Here is a 25,446-nt window from a genome sequence, read left to right on the forward strand (position 1 = left end):
CCCGAACGACGCGTCTGACCAGGGGTTTCCCGAGACGTATACGGCAATGTCAGTGCGGTGGTGTGCAATGGATCTCGTGCCCGCACTGGAAGAACCACTGAATCAACCCTTGAAGTCAGTGCTCGGCCCCGCCACCGCGAAGGTGATGGCCGAGCACCTCGGCCTGCACAGCGTCGGTGACCTCCTGCACCACTACCCGCGCAGATATGAGGAGCGGGGTCAGCTCACCCACCTCGCCGACCTCCCCTTGGACGAGCACGTGACCGTGGTCGCCATGGTCGCCGACGCCCGTCTGCACAGCTTCGCCTCGTCCAAGGCGCCCCGGGGCAAGGGCCAGCGCCTCGAAGTCACCATCACGGACGGCAGCGGGCGACTCCAGCTGGTCTTCTTCGGCCACGGCGTGCACAAGCCCCACAAGGAACTGCTGCCGGGCACACGCGCGATGTTCGCGGGCAAGGTCTCCGTCTTCAATCGCCGCCTCCAACTGGCACACCCGGCATACGAGTTGCTCCGTGGTGACGCGGAGGAAACCGTCGAGACGTGGGCCGGCGCCCTCATCCCCATCTATCCCGCCACCGCCAAGCTGGAGTCCTGGAAGATCGGCAAGGCGATCCAGACGGTGCTGCCCAGCGCCCAGGAGGCCCTCGACCCCCTCCCGGACGCGCTCCGCGAAGGCCGCGGTCTGGTCCCGCTCCCCGAGGCCCTGCTCAAGATCCACCGCCCCCACACCAAGGCGGACATCGCCGACGCCCGCTCCCGCCTCAAGTGGGACGAGGCCTTCGTCCTCCAGGTCGCCCTCGCCCGCCGCCGCCACGCGGACGCCCAACTCCCGGCGGTGGCCCGCAAACCCAAGCCGGACGGCCTCCTCACGTCCTTCGACGACCGCCTCCCCTTCACCCTCACCGACGGCCAGCAGAAGGTCTCCAAGGAGATCTTCGACGACCTGGCGACCGAGCATCCGATGCACCGGCTGCTCCAGGGGGAGGTCGGCAGCGGGAAGACCATGGTCGCCCTCCGCGCCATGCTCGCCGTGGTCGACGCCGGCGGACAGGCCGCCATGCTGGCCCCCACCGAGGTGCTGGCCCAGCAGCATCACCGGTCGATCGTCGAGATGATGGGGGAACTGGCCGAGGGCGGAATGCTGGGCGGCGCCGAGCAGGCGACGAAGGTGGTCGTGCTCACCGGGTCCATGGGGGCGGCCGCGCGGCGCCAGGCGCTGCTCGACCTGGTCACCGGAGAGGCCGGGATCGTGATCGGCACCCATGCGCTGATCGAGGACAAGGTGCAGTTCCATGACCTCGGCCTGGTCGTGGTCGACGAACAGCACCGCTTCGGTGTCGAGCAGCGGGACGCCCTGCGCGGCAAGGGCAAGCAGCCGCCCCACCTGCTCGTCATGACCGCGACGCCCATCCCGCGGACGGTCGCGATGACCGTCTTCGGCGACCTGGAGACCTCGGTCCTCGACCAGCTCCCGGCCGGACGCTCGCCGATCGCCAGCCATGTCGTCCCGGCCGCCGACAAGCCGCACTTCCTCGCCAGGGCCTGGGAGCGGGTGCGCGAGGAGGTCGGCAAGGGACATCAGGCGTACGTCGTGTGCCCGCGCATCGGCGACGAAGAGGTGGACCCCAAGAAGAAGTCCGCCGAGGACGAGGCCGAGAAGCGCCCGCCCCTCGCCGTCCTGGACGTGGCCGACCAACTCGCCAAGGGCCCCCTGCAAGGCATCGGGGTCGAGGTCCTGCACGGCCGTATGCACCCCGACGACAAGGACGCGGTCATGCGCCGCTTCGCCGCCGGCGAGACCCGGGTCCTGGTCGCCACGACGGTCATCGAGGTCGGCGTCAACGTCCCCAACGCCACCGCCATGGTGATCATGGACGCCGACCGCTTCGGCGTCTCCCAGCTCCACCAGCTGCGCGGCCGGGTGGGCCGTGGCTCGGCGGCGGGCCTGTGCCTCCTGGTCACCGAGATGCCCGAGGCGAGCCCGGCCCGCCAGCGGCTGAACGCCGTGGCGGCCACTCTGGACGGCTTCGAACTCTCCCGCATCGACCTCGAACAGCGCCGCGAGGGCGACGTCCTGGGCCAGGCCCAGTCCGGGGCCCGTACCAGCCTGCGCATGCTTGCCGTCATCGAGGACGAGGACGTCATCGCGGAGGCGAGGGAGGAGGCGGTTGAAGTGGTGGCGGCCGACCCGGAGCTGACCTACCTGCCGGGTCTACGAACAGCGCTGGACGCCCTTTTGGACGACGAGAGAGAGCAGTACCTGGAAAAGGGCTAGAGGGGACCCACCAAGGGGCGCGGGGAACTGCGCGACCAGCCACACTGAACGTAAAGCCGCCTACGATGAAGGACCCAAGATGACCCGCGTGATCGCCGGCGCAGCCGGCGGCCGTCGACTCGCAGTGCCGCCAGGCAATGGCACCCGCCCCACCTCCGACCGCGCACGCGAAGGTCTCTTCTCCACCTGGCAGTCCCTCCTCGGCAGCCCTCTGGCCGGCGAACGCGTCCTCGACCTCTACGCGGGTTCCGGCGCCGTGGGCCTGGAGGCCCTCTCCCGCGGCGCGGGCCATGTCCTCCTGGTCGAGGCCGACGCGCGAGCCGCCCGCACCGTCAGGGAGAACGTGAAGAACCTCGGCCTCCCCGGGGCCGAGGTCAGGGCAGGTAAAGCGGAACAGATCATCCGCACAACGCCGCCTGAACAGCCGTACGACATCGTCTTCCTCGACCCTCCGTACGCCGTCTCGGACGACGATCTTCGCGAGATTCTCCTCACACTCCGTACCGAGGGCTGGCTCGCGCCGGAGGCTCTCGTCACCGTGGAGCGCAGTACCAGAGGCGGCGAGTTCAGCTGGCCGCCCCGCTTCGACGCGATCCGGGCCCGTCGTTACGGCGAAGGGACGTTTTGGTACGGTCGCGCCGCCTCTACGTGCGAAGACGCACGATGACCGGACCGGAGAGCGAGGGATCACAAGTGCGCCGCGCCGTCTGTCCCGGGTCGTTCGACCCGATCACCAACGGACACCTCGACATCATTGGCCGTGCCTCCAGGCTGTACGACGAGGTCTACGTCGCGGTGATGATCAACAAGGCCAAGAAGGGCCTGTTCGAGATCGAGGAGCGGATCGACCTGATCCGCCAGGTCACCGCCGAATTCGAGAACGTCCGGGTCGAGGCATTCCACGGCCTGCTCGTCGACTTCTGCAAGGAGCGCGACATCCCGGCCATCGTCAAGGGCCTGCGCGCGGTCAGCGACTTCGACTACGAGCTTCAGATGGCCCAGATGAACATCGGCCTGTCGGGTGTGGAGACGCTCTTCGTGCCGACCAACCCCACCTATAGCTTCCTGTCGTCCTCCCTGGTCAAGGAGGTCGCGACCTGGGGCGGAGACGTCTCCCACCTGGTTCCTCCGGTGGTCTTCGACGCCCTCGCCGAGCGCCTGAAGAAGGACTGAGCGACCGGATCGCGGGGCCGGGCGAAACACCCCGGGAATCACCTCGGGAAATCACCCCGGAAACCCCTCGGAAGCTGACAATCCGTCACCCGGTGTCCGACGGGCACCCCATGGCCGTACAGTCGACCCGTCCGTCTCCATCACAGCTGTAGAGAGTGGCGAGCACACGGTGGACGTGCAGAAGAAGCTCGACGAGATCGTCGCCGCGGTCTCCAGTGCCCGGTCGATGCCCATGTCGGCCTCGTGCGTGGTCAACCGCGCCGACCTGCTCGCGCTGCTCGAAGAGGTGCGCCAGGCCCTGCCCGGCTCCCTCGCGCAGGCCCAGGAGCTGATCGGCGGCCGTGAGCAGATGGTCGAGCAGGCACGTCAGGAAGCCGAGCGGATCATCCAGACCGCGCACGCCGAGCGCGGCTCGCTGATCTCCGACACCGAGGTCGCCCGCCGCTCGCAGAACGAGGCGGACCGCATCGTCGCCGAGGCGCGCAAGGAGGCCGAGGAGGTCCGCGCCGAGGCCGACGACTACGTCGACTCCAAGCTCGCCAACTTCGAGGTCGTCCTCACCAAGACCCTCGGCTCGGTCGGCCGCGGCCGCGAGAAGCTCCTCGGCACCGGACCCGGCCTCGACGAGCAGGGCTACGAGGACGAGGACGCCCCCGAGCGCAGCCACGACCCCGAGACCCTGCGCCGCTCCGCCGACGAGTACGTGGACGTCAAGCTGGGCGCCTTCGAGGCCGTCCTCGCCAAGACCCTGGACGCCGTCGGCCGCGGCCGGCAGAAGCTGCACGGCCGTATCGCCTCGGACGACCTCGGCGCCCTCGCCGACGACCTCAGCACCGTCCAGCACTCCAGCGACGCCGACTACCTGGCCGACCTCGCGGCCCTCGCGGAGCAGGACACCGCGGCCCCGCAGCAGCCCGAGCAGCCCCAGCAGCCGGACTACGGCCAGCCGCAGCCGGCGTACGGCTATCAGCAGACCGCGCAGCAGGACCCGTACGGCGGCGGCTACCAGCAGCAGGCCTACGCCCAGCAGGACCCCTACGGCTACCAGCAGGCCGACCCCTACGCCGCCTACCAGGGCTACGACGCCCAGCAGCAGGCGTACGACCCGAACCAGGTGCCGCAGCAGGCCCAGGAGGCTCAGCAGGCCCAGCAGGGCTACGCCCTCGACGAGACCAGCCTGTTCGACACCGGAATGATCAGCGCCGAGCAGCTGCGGGCCTATGAGCAGGGGCGCGGTCAGTAGGCCGGTACCGGATTGGGCCGAGAGCGAAAGGTCCAGTATCCTGGCTCTTCGGTCGCGTGTACGTCCGCGATCAACGCTGCCCTGGGTGCAAGAAGACAGCTGAAGACAGCTGATGTCTTTGCATCCGGCAGTGACCCTCTGAGCTCAGCAGATCGAAAGCAGGAATTGGCGTGACAGCCCGCCCGGACCACCGCAACCCTCTCGTGTTCGACACGCACGAGCTGGGCCGGCGACCTGGTGCGCTGCAGCGTCTGACCCGTGAGATCGACGCCCCCAAGGATCTCGGGATCCAGGGAGTCATCGGGGTGCCGGAAGGCGCCCCGGTGAAGCTCGACCTCCGCCTTGAGTCGGTCATGGAAGGTGTGCTTGTCACAGGCACCGCCCGTGCACAGGCCGAGGGGGAGTGCGTAAGGTGTCTGGAGCCGCTGGAGCTGGCGCTCGAAGCGGACTTCCAGGAGATGTTCTCGTACCCTGACGCCGACGACCGGGGCCGCCCCAAGGCGGAGCCGGCCGACGACGCCGAGGAAGACGACGAGGACAGGCTCTTCATCGAGGACGGCTTGTTCGACCTCGAACCCGTGCTGCGTGATGCGGTGGTGCTCGCACTGCCGATGCAGCCGGTGTGCCAGGACGACTGTCTGGGCCTGTGCTCCGAGTGCGGAGCGCGGCTCACGGACGACCCGGACCACCACCATGACGCCGTCGACATCCGTTGGGCGGCATTGCAGGGACTCGCCGGTTCACTCGAAGACGGCGAGAAGGACGAGATCAGTGGCGAAGCGCCCCGACCGGCGCGCGCCAACGAGAAGCAGGAGAAGTAGCCGTGGCTGTTCCGAAGCGGAAGATGTCGCGCAGCAACACGCGCCACCGCCGGTCGCAGTGGAAGGCTGCGGTCACCCCCCTGGTTGCGTGCGAGCGCTGCCACGAGCCGAAGCAGCAGCACATTGCGTGCCCGTCTTGCGGCACTTACAACAAGCGCCAGGTCCTCGAGGTCTGAGCGGCTGGTGAGAGGCACTGTGTCCACGCCCAAGAAGAACTCCTCCCGTGCGAGCGGGAGTGACCCGGCGGACAACACGGCCTCGTCCCACACGCTGTTGGAAGGGCGGCTCGGGTACAAACTCGAGTCCGCCCTTCTGGTGCGTGCGCTGACCCACCGTTCCTATGCGTACGAGAACGGCGGTCTGCCGACCAACGAGCGGCTGGAGTTCCTCGGGGACTCCGTGCTCGGTCTCGTGGTCACGGACACGCTGTACACGACCCACCCGGACCTGCCCGAGGGCCAACTGGCCAAGTTGCGGGCCGCGGTGGTCAATTCGCGTGCGCTGGCGGAGGTCGGCCGTGGCCTCGACCTGGGTTCCTTCATCCGGCTCGGCCGTGGTGAAGAGGGCACGGGCGGCCGGGACAAGGCGTCCATCCTCGCCGACACCCTGGAAGCGGTGATCGGTGCGGTCTATCTCGATCAGGGCCTCGATGCGGCCTCCGAACTGGTGCATCGCCTGTTCGACCCGCTGATCGAGAAGTCCTCGAACCTCGGAGCCGGCCTGGACTGGAAGACCAGTCTCCAGGAGCTCACCGCGACCGAAGGGCTCGGCGTGCCCGAGTACCTGGTCACGGAGACCGGCCCCGATCACGAGAAGACCTTCACTGCTGCCGCCCGCGTCGGAGGCGTCTCGTACGGCACCGGCACCGGCCGCAGCAAGAAGGAGGCGGAGCAGCAGGCCGCTGAATCCGCGTGGCGGTCCATCAAGGCCGCGGCGGAAGAGCGCGCCAAGGCTGCCAAGGCCGATGCCGCGGCCAAGGCCGATGCGGCTGCGACTGCCGCATCGGCTGAGACCGACGCGGCGCAGGTAGCCGACGCGGCCAAGGCCGAGGCGGCCGAGCCCGAGGTGGCGGAAGCCGCCGGGGGCGCCGACGAGGCTCAGGCCTCCGCCTGACGAACAGCGCAACCCGAGCGCCCGCCCCGGTTCGTGGGGCGGGCGCTCGGCTCGTACACCGGCTCGTTACGGGGGATCCCATGCCCGAGTTGCCCGAGGTCGAGGTCGTACGGCGAGGCCTGGAACGGTGGGTCGCCCACCGGACCGTCGCCGACGCCGAGGTCCGCCACCCGCGCGCGGTACGCCGCCATCTCGCCGGCCCCGACGACTTCGCGCACCGCCTCAAGGGCCACCGCATCGGCACCCCCAGCCGCCGCGGCAAGTACCTGTGGCTGCCGCTGGAGGACACCGGCCAGTCGGTCCTCGCCCACCTCGGGATGAGCGGCCAGCTTCTCGTCCAGCCGCACATCGCACCCGACGAGAAGCACCTCAGAATCCGGGTGAGATTCGCCGACGACCTCGCCACGGAACTCCGCTTCGTCGACCAACGCACCTTCGGCGGACTGTCGTTGCACGACAACACCGCCGAAGGACTGCCCGACGTCATCGCGCACATCGCCCGCGACCCGCTCGACCCGCTCTTCGACGACGAGGCCTTCCACCAGGCGCTGCGCCGCAAGCGCACGACCATCAAACGGGCCCTGCTCGACCAGTCGTTGATCAGCGGCGTCGGCAACATCTATGCGGACGAGGCCCTTTGGCGCGCCCGCGTCCACTACGAACGCCCGACGGCCGGCTTCACCCGCCCCCGCACCGCCGAACTCCTCGGCCACGTAAGGGATGTGATGAACGAGGCGCTCGCCGTCGGCGGCACCAGCTTCGACAGCCTCTACGTCAACGTCAACGGGGAGTCGGGCTACTTCGACCGCTCGCTCGACGCGTACGGCCGCGAGGGACTGCCGTGCAAGAGGTGCGGTACGCCGATGCGCCGCCGCGCCTGGATGAACCGGTCCAGCTACTTCTGCCCGCAGTGTCAGCGGGCGCCGCGCGTCTCGTCGTAGCGCGCCCGTGCGGTGAGCACGTCGTCCATGCGGCCCTCGACGAAGTGGATGAGGGCCAGCAGGCGCTCGGCGACCTCGCGGCCCAGCGGGGTCAGTTCGTAGTCCACGCGGGGCGGGTTCGTCGGCTGGGCCTCGCGGTGCACCAGGCCGTCGCGCTCCAGCGCGTGCAGAGTCTGGGACAGCATCTTCTCGCTCACGCCGTCGACGCGGCGACGCAGCTCGTTGAAGCGCAGGGAGCTCTCGTGCAGGGCGCCCAGCGTGAGTGTGCCCCAACGGCCGGTGGTGTGCTCCAGGGTGTCGCGCGAAGGGCATGCCCTGTCGAACACGTTGTACGGGAGGTCCTGCGCCTCCGTGCGCCCTTGAATGGTGTCCATCCCTCAAGCGTACTCGGGCACAGCGCTAACCCGTAGATTGCACTAACTACAAGTTAGCGCGTTCCTTTGGTTGCCCCCAGCGAGGTGCCTACCTGTTGTCGTGCGCCTGATCAAGGTGGACGAGATCACCGAGGTGCAGTGGGCGACGCTCGACGTGTTCGCGCGGGGACGTGCCGCGGTCGCCGCGTAGGCACTGACGCACGAAGGGCTCCCGACACCGGTCATCGTGACCGGATGGGAGCCCCTCGTCGTATGCGCTGCTAGTACCCGAAGTCCTGCGTCCACCAAGGTCCACCGGACCCGATGTGGACACCCACGCCCAGGGTCTTGAAGTCGCAGTTCAGGATGTTGGCCTTGTGGCCGGGGCTGTTCATCCAGGCTTCCATGACCGCTGCCGCGTCGGCCTGGCCGCGGGCTATGTTCTCGCCGCCGAGGTCGGTTATCCCGGCCGCCTCGGCCCGGTCCCACGGAGTGGCCCCGCTGGGGTCGGTGTGGTCGAAGAAGCCCTGCTCGGCCATGGCGTCGCTGAAGTCCCGGGCCAGCTCGGCCAGCGCGCTGTTGGCGGCCACCGGGCTGCAGCCCACCTTCGCCCGCTCCTGGTTGACGAGCGTGAGCACCTCGGCCTCGGCCTTGGCCTCCGCGGAGACCGTCACCGGGGCGCTGTTGTCCTTCGGCGGCGCCTTCGTGGCCGTACGCGACGGCTTCGGCGTGGTCTTCGGCTTCTTCGACGGCGTGGCCTGAGGCTTCTTCGGCGGAGTCTTGGTCGGTGCCGAGGAGGAGGCCGAGACGGACGGCGTCGGCGAGGCCGAACGCTCGGAGTCACGGCTCGTCGACTCGTCGGTGTCGCGGCTCTCGGCGGCGCCGGACGTGCCGCCCTGCTCCGTGGCGGAGTTGGTCGGGGTGTCCACGGCCTGCACGCTGTCGCCGCCGTCGCTCCCGCCGCCGAGCTTGTAGTTGTCGACGCCGGGCACCACACCCGCGGCGACCGCGACCGTGCCGATGGCGACCGCGGCGGAGACACCGAGCAGTCCGGTGCGCACCGGATGCACTGCCTTCTTCTTGCGGTGCCCGCTTGCCCGTCGTGCGCCCTCGCCGGATGCCGCGTCCGGGAAGACGACGCGGTAGTCCTCGTCCGAGGCGAAGAGGTAGCGCTCGCTGCGCGCGGTGGTCTCGGCGTAGGCCTCCGTGTTCAGGTAAGGCGCCATGCCCATCGTCCGACGGTCACCCGCGTATGCGTCATGTCCGTCGTACGAGTCCTGCGGACCGTGGCTCCCCGTGCGGGAACCGTACGTTTCTGTGACCCCCGTGGCGCGGCCCGTGGCGGCGCGGCCGGCGGCTGAGCGTCGGTGGCGTCCCATGTCCTTGCCTTCCTCGTCCTCTGCGGTCGACTCGCCCGAGCGGTCAACGCAACTCACTCGATCGAGTGAGTTTCATATGAGATTCATTGGGGCTGGACGGTACCGCATGGCGCTGGGTGAGGAAGTGTCTCGAGAGACATTGGCCGGTTAGGTTGCACCCATGAGCGAGGATGTGCGGTTGGTCGCCTGGGTGCGTGGACGCGTCCAAGGTGTGGGTTTTCGCTGGTTCACGCGGGCCAAGGCCCTCGAGCTCGGTGGCCTGAGTGGTTTTGCTCTCAATTTGGAGGACGGACGGGTCCAGGTGGTCGCGGAGGGCCCGCGCGGGGCCTGCCAAGGGCTCCTCGACTGGCTTCAGGGTGCCGACACGCCCGGGCGCGTGGACGGAGTCACCGAGATCTGGGACACACCTCGCGGCGGCTACGACGGCTTCGCCATCCGCTGAGCGATTTCTGTAAAGCGCCCCAGGCGGAAGCGGAGGGACATGCCACCGGCAGCTGCCCCGAGCAGAAAGGGCCTGGTGGTTGCCAAGAACCGCGGGTCGTGGCAGGCTCCGCACCTAAGAATGATCGTCACGCCCTGAGAGGCCCGCAGGAGCAGCAGCGCCGCCGTTTCCCGGCCGCGCGCCCCCGGGATGCCCACCAATACAGGGTGTGATCGTGTTGACCGTCAAACTTTTTGGTGAGACGCTGAAAGCCCCGCGCACCTTAGCTGTTTGGCATGGATGAACGGCAGCACAAACTCAAAAGTGCCAAGCACCGCGGGTGCGATTCCCTCACGACCCACACCGCATCGGTCGGTCACTCAGTGTGGAGGACCATCCATCATGGCAAAGGCGCTTCTCGGTTACGTCGGCGGCTCCGACCCTCGACTCCTCGCCGAGATGCGACGGCTCCAGCAGCGCGTCCAGGACCTGGAATCCGAGCTCGGACGGATCCAGGCGGAGAACGACGCGCTGACGGCTGCCGCTTCTCACGACAGGATCATGGAGAGCATCGACGCACACCAGGCGGAGCCTGCGCTCACCTGATCACTGCATCACACAACGACAGCAGTGGTTGGGCGGCCTGAATCAACCGCTAAGTTGTCAGAGTTTGCAAGGGACGCTTCGGCGTCCCTTCTTTCTTGCCCCCGCGCATCCTTTCACTCTCTTTAACGTCTGGTGTGCCCTGCACGTTCATGGGTGAAACCGCGGGGTACCCCAGGGTTCAACGTGTGAGATACCGGCGGGAGGTAGAGTCCAGCGGCGTGCACCTCAAGGCCCTGACCCTCCGTGGGTTCAAATCGTTCGCCTCGGCGACCACGCTCCGGTTCGAGCCGGGTATCACGTGTGTCGTCGGACCGAACGGCTCGGGCAAGTCCAATGTGGTGGACGCGCTCAGCTGGGTCATGGGTGAGCAGGGCGCCAAGTCGCTGCGCGGCGGCAAGATGGAGGACGTCATCTTCGCCGGCACCACCGGCCGCCCGCCGCTGGGCCGGGCCGAGGTGTCCCTGACCATCGACAACTCCGACGGGGCGCTGCCCATCGAGTACGCCGAGGTCACCATCACGCGGATCATGTTCCGCAACGGCGGCAGCGAGTACCAGATCAACGGCGACACCTGCCGTCTCCTCGACATCCAGGAACTCCTCTCCGACTCCGGCATCGGCCGCGAGATGCACGTCATCGTCGGCCAGGGCCAGCTGGACTCCGTCCTGCACGCCGACCCCATGGGCCGCCGCGCTTTCATCGAAGAGGCGGCCGGCGTCCTCAAGCACCGCAAGCGCAAGGAGAAGGCGCTCCGGAAGCTGGACGCGATGCAGGCCAACCTCGCGCGCGTGCAGGACCTGACGGACGAACTCCGAAGGCAGCTCAAGCCCCTGGGCCGGCAGGCCGCCGTCGCACGCAGGGCCGCTGTCATCCAGGCCGACCTGCGCGACGCCCGCCTCCGTCTCCTCGCCGACGACCTCGTACAACTGCGCGAAGCGCTCAACGCCGAGGTCGCCGACGAGGCCGCGCTGAAGGAACGCAAGGAAGCCGCCGAGCTGGAGCTGAAGAAGGCACTCCAGCGGGAGGCTCTCCTGGAGGACGAGGTACGGCAGCTCACGCCGCGCCTTCAGCGCGCCCAGCAGACCTGGTACGAGCTGTCCCAGCTCGCCGAGCGGGTGCGCGGCACGATCTCGCTGGCCGACGCCCGGGTCAAGAGCGCCACGTCCACGCCTCCCGAGGAGCGCCGGGGCCGTGATCCCGAGGACATGGAGCGCGAGGCCCTCCGCATCCGTGAGCAGGAGGCCGAGCTCGAAGCGGCCCTGGAGGCGGCCGAGCGTGCGCTGGAGGACACGGTCGCGCACCGGGCCGAGTTGGAGCGCGAACTGGCCATGGAGGAACGGCGGCTGAAGGATGTCGCCCGCTCCATCGCCGACCGCCGGGAAGGACTCGCCCGGCTGAACGGCCAGGTCAACGCCGCCCGTTCGCGCGCCGCCTCCGCCCAGGCCGAGATCGACCGGCTGGCCTCGGCCCGTGACGAGGCCCAGGAGCGGGCCGTCGCCGCCCAGGAGGAGTACGAAACCCTCAAGGCCGAGGTCGACGGCCTCGACGCGGACGACGCCGAACTCGCCGAACAGCACGACGCGGCCAAGACAGCGCTCGCCGAGGCAGAGGCGGCCCTGACGGCAGCCCGCGAGGCGGCCACAGCCGCGGAACGCAAACGCGCCGCCACCCAGGCCCGCCACGAGGCGCTGTCTCTGGGACTCCGGCGAAAGGACGGAACCGGCGCGCTGCTGGGCGCAAAGGACCGGCTCACCGGCCTCCTCGGCCCGGCGGCAGGGCTGCTGACGGTGACGCCGGGTTACGAGGTACCGCTGGCGGCGGCCTTCGGTGCGGCGGCGGACGCGATCGCGGTGACGTCCCCGTCAGCCGCGGCGCAGGCGATCCGACTGCTGCGCAAACAGGACGCAGGGAGGGCGGCCCTACTGCTGGCGGGGGAGCCGGAAGCGCCCCAAAGGGGCGCGGGAAACGGCGCGACCAGCCACGTTGAACCCGCAGACGCTCGACTTCCCGAATCGGCTCCCCCTGCGGCGCACTTCGTCCGTGGCCCCGCCGAGCTCATGCCCGCCGTACGACGGCTGCTGCGCGGGATCGTCGTCGTCGGGACCCTCGAAGATGCCGAGGAACTTGTATACGCGCGCCCCGAGCTGACCGCCGTAACCGCCGAAGGCGACCTGCTGGGCGCGCACTTCGCGCACGGCGGCTCCGCCGGGGCACCCAGTCTGCTCGAAGTGCAGGCGTCCGTGGACGAGGCCGCCGCCGAGCTGGAGGAGCTGGCCGTACGGTGCGAGGAACTCACCGAGGCGCAGCACGCGGCGACCGCGCGGCGCAAGGAGTGTGCCGCGCTCGTCGAAGAGGTGGGGGAGCGGCGCAGGTCCGCCGACCGGGAGAAGTCGGCCGTCGCACAGCAGCTCGGGCGGCTCGCCGGGCAGGCGCGCGGCGCCGCCGGGGAGGCCGAGCGGTCCGCCGCGGCTGCGGCGCGGGCGCAGGACGCGCTCGACAAGGCCGTGGAGGAGGCCGAGGTACTGGCCGAGCGGCTCGCCGTCGCCGAGGAGATGCCGGTCGAGGAGGAGCCCGACACGTCCGTACGGGATCGGCTCGCCGCGGACGGGGCCAACGCCCGGCAGACCGAGATGGAGGCCCGCCTCCAGGTCCGTACGCACGAGGAGCGCGTCAAGGGACTGGCCGGCCGGGCCGACTCCCTCGACCGCGCCGCCCGCGCGGAACGTGAGGCACGCGCGCGTGCCGAGCAGCGGCGGGCGCGTCTCAGACACGAGGCGGCCGTCGCGGAGGCCGTGGCCTCAGGTGCCCGGCAGCTGCTCGCCCATGTCGAGGTCTCCCTCACCCGCGCCGACCAGGAACGCACCGCCGCCGAGGCCGCCAAGGCGCGGCGCGAGCAGGAGCTGACCGTCGCCCGGGGCGAGGGGCGCGATCTCAAGGCCGAGCTCGACAAGCTGACGGACTCCGTCCACCGCGGTGAGGTGCTCGGCGCCGAGAAGCGGATGCGGATCGAGCAGCTGGAGACCAAGGCGCTGGAGGAGCTGGGCGTCGAGCCGGCCGGGCTCGTCGACGAGTTCGGCCCGCATCAGCTCGTCCCGCCCTCGCTCCCCGCGGAGGGCGAGGTGCTGCCGGAGGATCCCGAGCATCCCCGCAACCAGCCCAAGCCGTTCTTCCGGGCCGAGCAGGAGAAGCGGCTGAAGGCGGCCGAGCGGGCCTATCAGCAGCTGGGAAAGGTGAACCCGCTCGCGCTCGAGGAGTTCGCGGCGCTGGAGGAGCGGCACAAGTTCCTCAGCGAGCAGCTGGAGGACCTGAAGAAGACCCGCGCCGACCTGCTCCAGGTCGTCAAGGAGGTCGACGAGCGTGTGGAGCAGGTCTTCACCGAGGCCTTCAGGGACACGGCCCGTGAGTTCGAAGGGGTCTTCAGCCGGCTCTTCCCGGGCGGCGACGGACGGCTGATCCTCACCGATCCCGACAACATGCTCACCACGGGCGTCGATGTCGAGGCGCGTCCCCCGGGCAAGAAGGTCAAGCGGCTCAGCCTGCTCTCCGGTGGTGAGCGCTCGCTGACCGCGGTCGCGATGCTGGTGTCGATCTTCAAGGCGCGGCCCAGCCCGTTCTATGTGATGGACGAGGTCGAGGCGGCGCTCGACGACACCAACCTCCAGCGGCTGATCCGCATCATGCAGGAGCTGCAGGAGGCCTCGCAGCTGATCGTGATCACCCACCAGAAGCGCACGATGGAGGTCGCCGACGCGTTGTACGGCGTCTCCATGCAGGGCGACGGTGTGTCGAAGGTCATCTCTCAGCGCCTGCGCTAGATGCGTGCCACCTACACCGGTTCTGACCAGCGGTTTGGGAACCATCCATTCAACTCTTGAACGCATGCCCCTCGCTTGGGGGGTACATTTTCTTAACAACGTCATATTGACTTCGAAACTTGAAGGCATAGCCTGACTAACGTTGCTTTTACCTTCAGGTACCTTCTGGTGGACCTCGAAGGGCTGACCCCAACCGGCAGCGTTGCCGGTGGCCCGAGGAGTACACGTGACCAGCACAGCGCAGGCACCCAAGTCAGGAGCCGGAACGGCTCATCCCGAACATCTCGGGCGCGTCATCTTCATCGCGGCGGCGGCCGCGATGGGCGGATTCCTCTTCGGCTACGACAGCTCCGTGATCAACGGCGCCGTCGAGGCCATCCGTGACCGCTACGACATCGGCTCCGCGGCGCTGGCGCAGGTCATCGCCATCGCGCTGATCGGCTGTGCCATCGGTGCCGCCACCGCGGGCCGGATCGCCGACCGTATCGGCCGCATCCGGTGCATGCAGATCTCCGCCGTGCTGTTCACCATCAGCGCCGTCGGCTCGGCGCTGCCCTTCGCGCTGTACGACCTCGCCTTCTGGCGCGTCGTCGGCGGCTTCGCCATCGGCATGGCCTCCGTGATCGGCCCGGCCTACATCGCCGAGGTCGCCCCTGCCGCGTACCGCGGGCGGCTCGGCTCCTTCCAGCAGGCCGCGATCGTCATCGGCATCGCCGTCTCGCAGCTCGTCAACTGGGGTCTCCTCAACGCGGCCGACGGCGACCAGCGCGGCCAGATCCTGGGCCTGGAAGCCTGGCAGGTCATGCTCGGCGTCATGGTGATCCCGGCCGTCATCTACGGCCTGCTGTCCTTCGTGATCCCCGAGTCCCCGCGCTTCCTGATCTCCGTCGGCAAGCACGAGCAGGCCCGCGAGGTGCTCGCCGAGGTCGAGGGCACGGACGTCGACTTCGGCGCCCGGATCACCGAGATCGAGCACGGCATGAACAGCGAGCACAAGTCGACGTTCAAGGACCTGCTCGGCGGTGGCGGCTTCTTCTTCAAGCCGATCGTCTGGGTCGGCATCGGGCTGTCGGTCTTCCAGCAGTTCGTCGGCATCAACGTCGCGTTCTACTACTCCTCGACCCTGTGGCAGTCGGTCGGCGTCGACCCGACGGACTCGTTCTTCTACTCCTTCACGACGTCGATCATCAACATCATCGGCACCGTGATCGCGATGCTCCTCGTGGACCGCGTCGGCCGTAAGCCGCTCGCCCTGATCGGCTCCGTCGGCATGGTGATCGGTCTCGCGCTGGAGGCCTGGGCGTTCTCCTTCAACCTCGTCGACGGCAAGCTGCCGGCCACGCAGGGCTGGATCGCCCTGATCGCCGCCCACATCTTCGTCCTCTTCTTCGCCCTGTCCTGGGGTGTGGTCGTCTGGGTCTTCCTCGGCGAGATGTTCCCGAACAAGATCCGTGCCGCCGCCCTGGGTGTGGCCGCCTCCGCGCAGTGGATCGCCAACTGGGCCATCACCGCGAGCTTCCCGTCGCTGGCCGACTGGAACCTCTCCGTGACCTACGTGATCTACACGGTCTTCGCGGCGCTCTCCATCCCGTTCGTCCTCAAGTACGTGAAGGAGACGAAGGGCAAGGCGCTGGAGGAGATGGGCTGACCCGGCCCCCGATGAACTCGGGGAGAAGAGCCAAGTCCCCGCTGCTCCTCTCCCCGTACTCGTAAGAGACGTACTGCCCCGGCTCAGCCCTCGAGGCCACCCAGTCGGGGCAGTACGTTTTCGCAGAACAGCCGCAGGCTGCGCCACCCCTCGTCGACCGGCATCCCGCCCGACAGCGGATGCAGGACGTAGTTGTCCAGCCCCTGCGCCACGCACTCGTCCGGCGTGAGAATCCGGTAGACGCCCTCGGTGCGCAGTTCGTCCACGGTCGTGGCCGCCGATTTCACCGCGGACCGGATGGCGCCGGACTGCCAGGAGGCGTACGTCCGTGCCTCGTGCAGGAAGTGACGGCCGTGCTCCGCCCACGTCCGCTCCGGGTCCTCGGCGATGTGCAGCAGCGGCTGCTCGGCCGCGGGCATCATGGTCCAGCCCTCGGTGCCGTACTCGACGAGCCGTTCCTTGTAGTAGGCCTCCAGCTCCGGCAGATGTGCGCTGGGGAAGAAGGGCAGGCCGAGCCGGGCGGCCCGGCGGGCGGCGGCCTGCGAGGAGCCGCCGACCAGGAGGAGGGGGTGCGGGTCCGTGTACGGGCGCGGGGTGACCCGTACGGTACGGCCGCGGTACGCGAACTCCTCGCCGGTCCAGGCCTTGAGGACCGTTTCGAGGAGCTCGTCCTGGAGCCGCCCGCGCCGCTTCCACTCCACGTCGAACAGGGCGTATTCCTCGGGCCGGTAACCGATTCCGGCGACCGTCACCAGCCGTCCGCCGCTCAGCAGATCCAGTACGGCGATGTCCTCGGCGAGCCGGAGGGGGTCGTGCAGCGGGCCGATGATCGCCGAGACCGTCACCGCGATGCGCTTGGTCGCGCCGAAGACGGCGCCCGCGAAGACGAACGGCGACGGCAGCCAGTTGTTCGCGGCGCCGTGGTGCTCCTCGGTCTGCACGGTGGTGATCCCGCGGTCGTCGGCGTACGCCGCCATCTCCAGCGCCGCCCGGTAGCGGGCGCTGAGCGAGGCTGGGGTCGCGCCGGGCTCGACGAGGTTGAAACGTACGACCGTGACGGGCATGGGAAGTCCCCCTTTGCCGGTGGCTGCGAAGGGGGACGGTAGCTGACGGGGCGTCAGACAGCCAGGGGTTCGGCGCCGGGGCATCGTCGTGTGGGGCCGGTGGCGCTCATGGGGAGCGATCGTGCGTCGGTCCGATCCCTCCTCTGGCATGACTTATGTTCCTTGGAGGAAAACACAAGCTGGGTCCGGCCGAGGCCCATGGCTGATACTGGACGGGTTATGGAAATCGTCATCCTTGCTGTAGTCATCGCCGTGGTCGTGATCGGCGCGCTCGGCGGGCTGGTCATCGGCAGCCGACGCAAGAAGTCGCTGCCCCCGCCCCCGCCCGCCGCGCCCGACATCACCGCCCCTCCGGCCGAGCCGCACGTCGGCGACGAGGCCGAAACCCCGCGCGACGAACCGCGCCGGACCATAGAGGAGGTGGACCTCCCTGACGGCTCGGCCCCGGCCACCGTCGAAGAGCTCCCGCCGGTCGAGATCGAGGTCCCGGAGCCCACCGCGGGGCGCCTCGTGCGTCTGCGCGCCCGACTCTCCCGCTCCCAGAGCGCGCTCGGTCAGGGGCTGCTCACGCTGCTCGCGCGCGAGCACCTCGACGACGACACCTGGGAGGAGATCGAGGACACCCTGCTCACCGCGGACGTCGGCGTGCAGCCCACCCAGGAGCTGGTCGAGGGGCTGCGTGAGCGTGTGAAGGTGCTGGGCACCCGCACGCCCGAGGAGCTGCGCGGCCTGCTGCGCGAGGAGCTGCTCAAGCTGATCGGCACCGACATGGACCGCACCGTGAAGACCGAGCCGGAGGACCGCAAGCCCGGCATCGTGATGGTCGTCGGCGTCAACGGCACCGGCAAGACCACCACCACCGGCAAGCTCGCCCGCGTCCTCGTCGCCGACGGCAACAGCGTCGTCCTCGGTGCCGCCGACACCTTCCGTGCAGCCGCCGCCGACCAGCTCCAGACCTGGGGTGAACGGGTCGGCGCGTACACCGTGCGCGGGCCCGAGGGCGGCGACCCCGCCTCCGTCGCCTTCGACGCGGTCAAGGAGGGCAAGGAGATGGGCTCCGACGTCGTCCTCATCGACACCGCCGGGCGTCTGCACACCAAGACCGGCCTCATGGACGAGCTCGGCAAGGTCAAGCGCGTCGTCGAGAAGCACGCTCCGCTGGACGAGGTGCTGCTCGTGCTGGACGCGACCACCGGTCAGAACGGGCTCGTACAGGCCCGTGTCTTCGCCGAGGTCGTCGACATCACCGGCATCGTCCTGACCAAGCTGGACGGCACGGCGAAGGGCGGCATCGTCGTCGCGGTGCAGCGCGAGCTGGGCGTGCCCGTCAAGCTGGTCGGCCTCGGTGAGGGTGCGGACGATCTGGCGCCGTTCGAGCCGGAGGCGTTTGTGGATGCGCTTATCGGAGAGTGAGTCACACGTCAACCACGGACAAGCGCCCGCCCCCAGGATGCAGTTGGGGACGGGCGCTTCGGCTTTTCCGGCTCACGCCCGCGAGCGATGTGCCACGTAAGCCAGCGTGCCCAGCAGCAATCGCGCCTCCGGCGGCCGAGTGGCCGAGTCCAGCTCGGGGGGCCGCAGCCAGCGCACCGGGCCCAGGCCGCCCCGGTCGGACGGTGGGGCCGTGACGTGGGCGCCCGGGCCCAGGCCGTGCAGGTCGAGGGAGGTCGGGTCGTCCCAGCCCATGCGATAGAGGAGCTCGGGGAGTTCGGCTGCGGCGCCGGGGGCGACGAAGAAGTGGGCGCGGCCCTCAGGGGTCGCGGTCACCGGGCCGACGGGGAGACCCATGCGCTCCAGCCGGGCCAGGGCGTGCCGCCCGGCGGGCTCGGCGACCTCGATGACGTCGAACGTCCGGCCGACCGGCAGCATCGCCGAGGCGCCGGGGAACTCACCCCAGGACTCGGTCACTTCGTCGAGGGTCGCACCGGCGGGCACCTCCGGCGCGAAGTCCAGCGGGTGCGCGCCCGGTGCCCGGCAGTCGGAGTGGCCGCAGGAGCAGGCGCCCGCCGCGGCCCGTGCGCCCGGCACCACGTCCCAGCCCCAGAGCCCGGTGAACTCGGCCACGGCGGTGCAGTCCGAGGTGCGGCCGCGGCGGCGCGAGCCGGACCGGATGTCGCGGATGCCCCGACTGCTGCCGATCGTGAAGCCCATGCCCCCTCCAACGGGTCCGACGCGCCGGTGGTTACGAGACCACCCGAAATGTGACTGACCGTGTCCTCGCTTCCGTGCAACCGGCGCCTTCGAGCGTCTCGGGTGGTGCGCTCGGTTTCTTGCGCCCCCGAGTGCTCCGCTCCGCCCACTTCTGGCCGTCCTATGTCAAGTGAATCGCGTACGAGCGACCATGAGTTCATTCGAAGGGGTGGCGAATGGTGGCGTTTCCGGGATCGCCATGGCTGGAGGCGTGATCGTAGGATTACCGTGAGTGCACGAGTCCTGGGGGCACATGCACTCGTGGGTATGCCGGAGGCAACTCGGCTTTCCGTTCGAAGGGTGACAACTACCGGACGGACGGCCGTATTTACCGGCATTCTGATAGGGCTTGGCGCACTCGGCGACAAGTGGTCTCAGGGATGGGGGCGTTCCAGTGGGCGGCAACGGCGGCAGCGGCACGACCGCGACCAGCACGGACAAGCGCCCCAATGAGCTGCTCGGCTCGTGGTTCGTGCGCAGCGGCTGGTCCAAGGGTGAGCTCGCGCGGCAAGTGAACCGCAGGGCACGCCAATTGGGAGCCAACCACATCTCCACGGACACCTCGCGGGTGCGCCGCTGGCTGGACGGCGAGAACCCGCGCGAGCCGATCCCCAGGATCCTGTCCGAGCTGTTCTCCGAGCGGTTCGGATGTGTCGTCTCCGTCGAGGACCTCGGTCTGCGCGCCGCCCGCCAGGCACCGTCCACGACCGGAGTCGACCTGCCCTGGACGGGCCCGCAGACCGTGGCCCTGCTCAGCGAGTTCTCGCGCAGCGACCTGATGCTGGCGCGGCGCGGCTTCCTCGGGACTTCGCTGGCCCTCTCCGCGGGCCCGTCCCTCATCGAGCCGATGCAGCGCTGGCTGGTGCCGGCGCAGCAGGCCGCGCAGCAGGAGAGCGAGCCGGTGCCGGCCTCCCGCGCGCGGGGGAGGCTGTCCAAGCCCGAGCTGGAGCTCCTCGAGTCCACCACCGTGATGTTCCGCCAGTGGGACGCCCAGTGCGGCGGCGGCCTGCGCCGCAAGGCCGTCGTCGGCCAGCTGCACGAGGTGACCGACCTCCTCCAGGAGCCCCAGCCCGGGGCCACCACCCGCGTCCTGTTCAAGGTCGCCGCCGAGCTGGCCGAGCTGGCCGGCTGGATGTCGTACGACGTCGGACTCCAGCCCACCGCGCAGAAGTACTTCGTCCTCGCCCTGCACGCCGCCAAGGAAGCGAGCGACAAGCCGCTCGGCTCGTACATCCTGTCCAGCATGAGCCGCCAGATGATCCACCTCGGGCGGCCCGAGGACGCCCTGGAGCTGATCCACCTCGCGCAGTACGGCAGCCGGGACTGCGCGAGCCCCCGCACCCAGTCGATGCTGTATGCGATGGAGGCCCGGGCCTACGCCAATATGGGCCAGCCAGGCAAGTGCAAGCGGGCGGTGCGGATGGCCGAGGACACCTTCGGCGAGGCCGACGAGTGGGACGATCCCGACCCCGACTGGATCCGTTTCTTCTCCGAGGCCGAGCTGTACGGCGAGAACTCCCACTCCTTCCGCGACCTCGCCTATGTCGCGGGCCGCAGCCCCACCTACGCGTCCCTCGCCGAGCCCCTGATGCAGCGGGCCGTCGACCTCTTCGCCAAGGACACCGAGCACCAGCGGTCGTATGCGCTGAACGCGATCGGGATGGCCACCGTCCATCTGCTCCGACGGGAACCGGAGCAGGCCTCGGTGCTCGCCGCCGACGCCATGCGGATCGCCAAGAAGGTCCGCTCCGAGCGCGTGAACACTCGTATTCGAAAGACGGTCGACACGGCCGTACGCGACTTCGGGGATCTCGCCGAGGTCGTGGACCTCACCGACCGGCTCGCCATCGAGCTGCCCGAGACCGCCGAAGCGGTCTGACACCCCAGAACCCCGGCCGCGGCCGGCCCTCCCGAACAGCCCGACTCGGCTCCCCCATGCCAGGTCATCGGAGGACCGACCGCGGCCGGACCTGAAGGTTGCGCCACGATAACGATCGCTTGGCCGGACATCTCGCAGTTCATCAACGCGTAACACGCAGGGCGCCTTCGTCACGGCGGTGAAACAACTAGGGGCTTCGACCGAAACCGCGCTGCGCCAATCTCATGGCGCATAAACCGGCCCACGCCTCAAATCCGCTCAAGGCTTCGCCCGCACGGGGCCGTACCAACGACGAGGAGACGCCGATGGCACCAGCCGCCATCACGCTAGCCGCAGACGCTCCCACGCTGTCTGCCGCCAACACCGGGTTCATGCTGATCTGTTCGGCCCTGGTGTTGCTCATGACCCCCGGTCTCGCCTTCTTCTACGGCGGTATGGTCCGGGTCAAGAGCACCCTGAACATGCTGATGATGAGCTTCATCAGCATCGGCATCGTCACCATCCTGTGGGTGCTGTACGGCTTCTCCCTGGCCTTCGGCACGGACAACGGCAGCATCATCGGCTGGACGTCGGACTACGTCGGACTCAGCGGCATCGGGACCGGTGACCTGTGGGGCACCTACAACATCCCGGTGCTCGCCTTCCTGGTCTTCCAGCTGATGTTCGCGATCATCACTCCCGCCCTGATAAGCGGTGCTCTCGCGGACCGCGTGAAGTTCACGGCCTGGGCGCTGTTCGTCGCCCTGTGGGCCACGATCGTGTACTTCCCGGTCGCCCACTGGGTCTGGGGCGAGGGCGGCTGGGCGTTCGACCTGGGCGTCATCGACTTCGCCGGTGGTACGGCGGTCCACATCAACGCGGGTGCCGCGGCGCTCGGCGTGATCCTGGTCATCGGCAAGCGGGTCGGCTTCAAGAAGGACCCGATGCGCCCGCACAGCCTCCCGCTGGTCATGCTCGGCGCCGGTCTGCTGTGGTTCGGCTGGTTCGGATTCAACGCCGGCTCCTGGCTCGGCAACGACGACGGCATCGGCTCGCTGATGTTCGTCAACACGCAGGTCGCCACCGCCGCCGCGATGCTCTCCTGGCTGATCTACGAGAAGATCCGCCACGGCGCGTTCACCACGCTGGGCGCCGCCTCCGGTGCGGTCGCCGGCCTGGTCGCCATCACCCCGTCGGGTGGCGCGGTCTCCCCGATCGGCGCGATCGTCGTCGGTGTCGTCGCCGGTCTGCTGTGCGCCATGGCCGTCGGCCTGAAGTACAAGCTCGGCTACGACGACTCGCTCGACGTCGTCGGCGTCCACCTCGTCGGCGGTGTCGTCGGCTCCCTGCTCATCGGCCTCCTGGCCAGCGGCAAGGGCCAGTCCGAGGTCGAGGGCCTCTTCTACGGCGGCGGCATGACGCAGATGTGGAAGCAGCTCGCCGGTGTCGGCGCGGTCCTCGCCTACTCCCTGATCGTCTCCGCGATCCTCGCCTTCCTCATCGACAAGACCATCGGTATGCGGGTCTCCGAGGACGAAGAGGTCGCCGGCATCGACCAGGCCGAGCACGCCGAGACCGCATACGACTTCAGTGGCGCCGGCGGCGGCGCTGCCCGCACCGCCGTCCCGACCCCGGCCGCGGACGCGAAGAAGGTGGACGCATGAAGCTCATCACCGCCGTCGTGAAGCCCCACCGGCTCGACGAGATCAAGGAAGCCCTCCAGGCCTTCGGGGTGCACGGTCTGACGGTCACCGAGGCGAGCGGCTACGGTCGTCAGCGGGGCCACACCGAGGTCTACCGGGGTGCCGAGTACACCGTGGACCTGGTCCCCAAGATCCGCATCGAGGTTCTCGCCGAGGACGACGACGCCGAGCAGCTGATCGACGTCATCGTCAAGGCGGCCCGCACCGGCAAGATCGGTGACGGCAAGGTCTGGTCCCTCCCGGTCGAGACGGCCGTACGGGTCCGGACCGGCGAGCGCGGCCCGGACGCGCTCTAAAAGAAAAAGGAACAGGAGTCGCTGGGTGACGAGTACGGGTGTACGGGAAGAAGCAGAGGACTCGGGACCCAGCGGCTACGCGGCGGCCCGGCTGCGCCTCCTCCAGGAGGGGGCGCGGTCCGGGCCGCCGCGCCGTGCGGCCCTCGCCGAACTGACCGACGACTGGCTGTCGGGCCTCTTCGGCGCGGGCGCCGACGGGCTCAAGGGCGTCTCCCTCGTCGCGGTCGGCGGCTACGGCCGCGGCGAGCTGTCCCCACGCAGCGACCTCGACCTGCTCCTGCTGCACGACGGCAGCGACTCCGACGCGATCGCCGCGCTGGCCGACCGCATCTGGTACCCCGTCTGGGACCTCGGCCTCGCCCTCGACCACTCGGTCCGTACGCCGGCCGAGGCCCGCAAGACCGCAGGCGAGGACCTCAAGGTCCAGCTCGGTCTGCTCGACGCCCGGCACCTCGCGGGCGACCTCGGCCTGACCGCCGGACTACGCACGGCGATCCTGGCCGACTGGCGCAACCAGGCGCCGAAACGTCTCCCCGAACTCCAAGAGCTGTGTCTCGAACGCGCCGAGCGCCAGGGCGAGTTGCAGTACCTGCTGGAGCCCGATCTGAAAGAGGCCCGCGGCGGCCTCCGTGACGCCACCGCGCTGCGCGCCGTCGCCGCCTCCTGGCTGGCCGACGCCCCGCGCGAGGGCCTCGACGACGCCCGGCGGCGTCTCCTCGACGTACGCGACGCCCTGCATCTGGCGACGGGACGGGCGACCGACCGGCTGTCCCTCCAGGAGCAGGACCAGGTCGCCGCCGAGCTCGGGCTCCTCGACGCCGACACCCTCCTGCGGCAGGTGTACGAGGCGGCGCGTGTCGTGTCGTATGCAAGCGATGTCACCTGGCGTGAAGTGGGGCGCGTGCTGCGGTCGCGCGCCGTGCGGCCGAGGCTGCGCGCCATGCTGGGTGGCGGGAAGCCGGTCGCCGAGCGTTCTCCGCTCGCCGAGGGCGTGGTGGAGCAGGACGGCGAGGTGGTGCTCGCCCGTGCCGCGCGCCCTGAACGCGACCCCGTGCTCCCCTTGCGCGCCGCTGCCGCCGCCGCGGAGGCCGGCCTCCCGCTCTCCCTGCACGCCGTACGGCGCCTGGCGGCCACCACCCGCCCCCTCCCCACGCCCTGGCCCGCCGAGGCGCGCGAACAGCTCGTGACCCTGCTGGGCTCCGGACCCCCGACCGTCGACGTGTGGGAGGCGCTGGAGGCCGAAGGCCTGATCACCCGTCTCCTGCCCGACTGGGAGCGGGTCCGCTGCCGCCCGCAGCGCAACGCCGTGCACATCTGGACCGTCGACCGGCATCTCATCGAGACGGCCGTCCGCGCCTCCGAGTTCACCCGCCGGGTCAGCCGCCCCGACCTGCTGCTGGTCTCCGCGCTGCTGCACGACATCGGCAAGGGCTGGCCCGGTGACCACTCGGTGGCGGGCGAGATCATCGCGCGGGACGTCGCGAGCCGGATCGGCTTCGACCGCGAGGAGGTCGCCGTGCTCGCCTCGCTCGTACGGCATCACCTGCTGCTCGTCGAGACGGCCACCCGGCGCGACCTGGAGGACCCGGCCACCGTGCGCGCGGTCGCCGAGGCGGTCGGGACGCAGGGCACGCTGGAGTTGCTGCACGCGCTGACCGAGGCGGATGCGCTGGCCACCGGCCCGGCCGCCTGGTCCTCCTGGCGCGCTTCCCTGGTCGCCGACCTGGTGAAGCGGGTCTCGGCCGTGCTCGCCGGGGACGTTCCCGAGGAGCCGGAGGCGGGCGCGCCCACCGCCGAGCAGGAGCGGCTGGCGATCGAGGCGATCGCGACCGGCAGCCCGGTGCTGTCGCTGCGCGCGCAGACCGAGCCGCCGACCGAGGACCAGCCGTCCGGCGATCCGGAGCCGCTCGGTGTGGAACTGCTCATCGCCGTCCCCGACCAGAAGGGCGTGCTGCCCGCCGTGGCCGGTGTGCTGGCGATGCACCGGCTGACGGTACGGACCGCGGAACTGCGCGCCCTGGACCTGCCCGACGGCGTCGAGGGGTCAGTGCTGCTGCTGGACTGGCGGGTCGCCGCCGAATACGGCTCACTGCCGCAGGCCGCCCGGCTGCGGGCCGATCTCGTACGGGCGCTGGACGGATCGCTGGACATCGCCGGCCGCCTGGCCGAGCGGGACGCCGCCTATCCGCGACGCCGGGGAGTGGTGGCGCCCGCGGCCCGGGTGACCGTCGCCCCGGCCGCGTCCCGGCTCGCCACGGTGATCGAGGTCCGGGCCCATGACGCCCCGGGTCTGCTGCACCGGATCGGTCGGGCGCTGGAGGACGCGAACGTACGGGTGCGCAGTGCGCATGTGTCGACGCTGGGCGCGAACGCGGTGGACGCGTTCTACGTGACCGGGTCGGAAGGGGCGCCCCTGCCCACCGAGGACGCGGGGTCCGTGGCGCGGAAGCTGGAGGAGACGCTGAGGGGCTGAGGTCGGTCATGACCAGGGTCTCCCGCACGGGTGGAGACCCCACCGCGCCCGGCCAGATACCCTGGAGGGCGATT

At 69.8% G+C, this 25,446-nt stretch carries 21 protein-coding genes; 17 read left to right on the forward strand and 4 right to left on the reverse strand.

Annotated elements, in window-relative coordinates:
- Nucleotides 1–67: 67 nt before the first annotated feature.
- From recG to mutM, 8 genes are all read left to right on the forward strand, one after another.
- Complete coding sequence (gene recG, locus ACIHFB_RS30745) at nucleotides 68–2,275, forward strand: ATP-dependent DNA helicase RecG (protein ID WP_365286441.1); 2,208 nt, start codon at nucleotides 68–70, stop codon at nucleotides 2,273–2,275.
- Between the two features lie 79 nt (nucleotides 2,276–2,354).
- Complete coding sequence (gene rsmD / locus ACIHFB_RS30750; protein WP_365286439.1) at nucleotides 2,355–2,942, forward strand: 16S rRNA (guanine(966)-N(2))-methyltransferase RsmD; 588 nt, start codon at nucleotides 2,355–2,357, stop codon at nucleotides 2,940–2,942.
- 26 nt (nucleotides 2,943–2,968) lie between these two features.
- Nucleotides 2,969–3,448, forward strand: a complete 480-nt coding sequence (gene coaD / locus ACIHFB_RS30755) for a pantetheine-phosphate adenylyltransferase (protein ID WP_365286488.1) — start codon at nucleotides 2,969–2,971, stop codon at nucleotides 3,446–3,448.
- A gap of 169 nt (nucleotides 3,449–3,617) precedes the next feature.
- The gene (locus ACIHFB_RS30760; protein WP_365286437.1) at nucleotides 3,618–4,691 is read left to right on the forward strand and encodes an ATP synthase F0 subunit B; all 1,074 of its coding nucleotides are present in this window, start codon (nucleotides 3,618–3,620) and stop codon (nucleotides 4,689–4,691) included.
- A 170-nt stretch (nucleotides 4,692–4,861) separates the two neighbouring features.
- Nucleotides 4,862–5,512 carry a YceD family protein gene (locus ACIHFB_RS30765; RefSeq protein ID WP_400128675.1) on the forward strand — a complete coding sequence of 217 codons (651 nt, stop codon included), beginning with the start codon at nucleotides 4,862–4,864 and terminating at the stop codon, nucleotides 5,510–5,512.
- A gap of 2 nt (nucleotides 5,513–5,514) precedes the next feature.
- The gene (gene rpmF, locus ACIHFB_RS30770; RefSeq protein WP_015657589.1) at nucleotides 5,515–5,688 is read left to right on the forward strand and encodes a 50S ribosomal protein L32; all 174 of its coding nucleotides are present in this window, start codon (nucleotides 5,515–5,517) and stop codon (nucleotides 5,686–5,688) included.
- 19 nt (nucleotides 5,689–5,707) lie between these two features.
- A complete protein-coding gene (rnc, locus tag ACIHFB_RS30775; protein ID WP_365286434.1) occupies nucleotides 5,708–6,625 on the forward strand; it encodes a ribonuclease III in 918 nt (305 codons plus the stop codon).
- 80 nt (nucleotides 6,626–6,705) lie between these two features.
- Entirely contained in the window at nucleotides 6,706–7,566 is an 861-nt protein-coding gene (gene mutM, locus ACIHFB_RS30780) for a bifunctional DNA-formamidopyrimidine glycosylase/DNA-(apurinic or apyrimidinic site) lyase (protein WP_400128676.1), read from the forward strand.
- On the opposite strand, the gene ACIHFB_RS30785 is transcribed toward mutM, so the two are convergent.
- Nucleotides 7,539–7,940 carry a helix-turn-helix domain-containing protein gene (locus ACIHFB_RS30785; protein ID WP_365286430.1) on the reverse strand — a complete coding sequence of 134 codons (402 nt, stop codon included), beginning with the start codon at nucleotides 7,938–7,940 and terminating at the stop codon, nucleotides 7,539–7,541. The genes mutM and ACIHFB_RS30785 overlap by 28 nt on opposite strands.
- Before the next feature lie 260 nt (nucleotides 7,941–8,200).
- Nucleotides 8,201–9,298 carry a CAP domain-containing protein gene (locus ACIHFB_RS30790; protein ID WP_365286428.1) on the reverse strand — a complete coding sequence of 366 codons (1,098 nt, stop codon included), beginning with the start codon at nucleotides 9,296–9,298 and terminating at the stop codon, nucleotides 8,201–8,203.
- 160 nt (nucleotides 9,299–9,458) lie between these two features.
- Between ACIHFB_RS30790 and ACIHFB_RS30795 the strand changes: the two genes are divergently transcribed.
- The 4 genes from ACIHFB_RS30795 to ACIHFB_RS30810 all read left to right on the forward strand — a co-directional run bounded on the left by ACIHFB_RS30795 (nucleotide 9,459) and on the right by ACIHFB_RS30810 (nucleotide 15,788).
- On the forward strand, nucleotides 9,459–9,740 hold the full coding sequence (locus tag ACIHFB_RS30795; RefSeq protein WP_365286426.1) for an acylphosphatase: 282 nt from the start codon (nucleotides 9,459–9,461) through the stop codon (nucleotides 9,738–9,740).
- A 381-nt stretch (nucleotides 9,741–10,121) separates the two neighbouring features.
- Nucleotides 10,122–10,325, forward strand: a complete 204-nt coding sequence (locus ACIHFB_RS30800; protein ID WP_030048901.1) for a hypothetical protein — start codon at nucleotides 10,122–10,124, stop codon at nucleotides 10,323–10,325.
- A 218-nt stretch (nucleotides 10,326–10,543) separates the two neighbouring features.
- Nucleotides 10,544–14,140 (forward strand): chromosome segregation protein SMC, encoded by a 3,597-nt coding sequence (gene smc, locus ACIHFB_RS30805; RefSeq protein ID WP_400128677.1) that lies wholly within the window; start codon nucleotides 10,544–10,546, stop codon nucleotides 14,138–14,140.
- A gap of 226 nt (nucleotides 14,141–14,366) precedes the next feature.
- The gene (locus ACIHFB_RS30810; protein WP_365286421.1) at nucleotides 14,367–15,788 is read left to right on the forward strand and encodes a sugar porter family MFS transporter; all 1,422 of its coding nucleotides are present in this window, start codon (nucleotides 14,367–14,369) and stop codon (nucleotides 15,786–15,788) included.
- Nucleotides 15,789–15,871: 83 nt separating this feature from the next.
- Here the strand turns inward: ACIHFB_RS30810 and ACIHFB_RS30815 are convergent, their stop codons facing one another.
- On the reverse strand, nucleotides 15,872–16,852 hold the full coding sequence (locus tag ACIHFB_RS30815; RefSeq protein ID WP_365286419.1) for an LLM class flavin-dependent oxidoreductase: 981 nt from the start codon (nucleotides 16,850–16,852) through the stop codon (nucleotides 15,872–15,874).
- Nucleotides 16,853–17,071: 219 nt separating this feature from the next.
- On the opposite strand from ACIHFB_RS30815, the gene ftsY reads away from it, so the two are divergent.
- Nucleotides 17,072–18,265 (forward strand): signal recognition particle-docking protein FtsY, encoded by a 1,194-nt coding sequence (gene ftsY / locus ACIHFB_RS30820; protein ID WP_365286417.1) that lies wholly within the window; start codon nucleotides 17,072–17,074, stop codon nucleotides 18,263–18,265.
- A gap of 72 nt (nucleotides 18,266–18,337) precedes the next feature.
- On the opposite strand, the gene ACIHFB_RS30825 is transcribed toward ftsY, so the two are convergent.
- Entirely contained in the window at nucleotides 18,338–19,003 is a 666-nt protein-coding gene (locus tag ACIHFB_RS30825; protein WP_400128678.1) for a bifunctional DNA primase/polymerase, read from the reverse strand.
- 433 nt (nucleotides 19,004–19,436) lie between these two features.
- On the opposite strand from ACIHFB_RS30825, the gene ACIHFB_RS30830 reads away from it, so the two are divergent.
- From ACIHFB_RS30830 to ACIHFB_RS30845, 4 genes are all read left to right on the forward strand, one after another.
- Entirely contained in the window at nucleotides 19,437–20,921 is a 1,485-nt protein-coding gene (locus ACIHFB_RS30830) for a hypothetical protein (protein WP_400128679.1), read from the forward strand.
- A 305-nt stretch (nucleotides 20,922–21,226) separates the two neighbouring features.
- Complete coding sequence (locus tag ACIHFB_RS30835) at nucleotides 21,227–22,564, forward strand: ammonium transporter (protein WP_365286411.1); 1,338 nt, start codon at nucleotides 21,227–21,229, stop codon at nucleotides 22,562–22,564.
- The gene (locus ACIHFB_RS30840) at nucleotides 22,561–22,899 is read left to right on the forward strand and encodes a P-II family nitrogen regulator (protein ID WP_003997576.1); all 339 of its coding nucleotides are present in this window, start codon (nucleotides 22,561–22,563) and stop codon (nucleotides 22,897–22,899) included. Before ACIHFB_RS30835 ends, ACIHFB_RS30840 begins: the two co-directional genes overlap by 4 nt.
- Before the next feature lie 25 nt (nucleotides 22,900–22,924).
- On the forward strand, nucleotides 22,925–25,372 hold the full coding sequence (locus ACIHFB_RS30845; RefSeq protein WP_400128680.1) for a [protein-PII] uridylyltransferase: 2,448 nt from the start codon (nucleotides 22,925–22,927) through the stop codon (nucleotides 25,370–25,372).
- The last annotated feature ends 74 nt before the right edge of the window (nucleotides 25,373–25,446 follow it).

The sequence above is a fragment of the Streptomyces sp. NPDC051963 genome, from assembly GCF_044593495.1.
GTDB lineage: Bacteria > Actinomycetota > Actinomycetes > Streptomycetales > Streptomycetaceae > Streptomyces.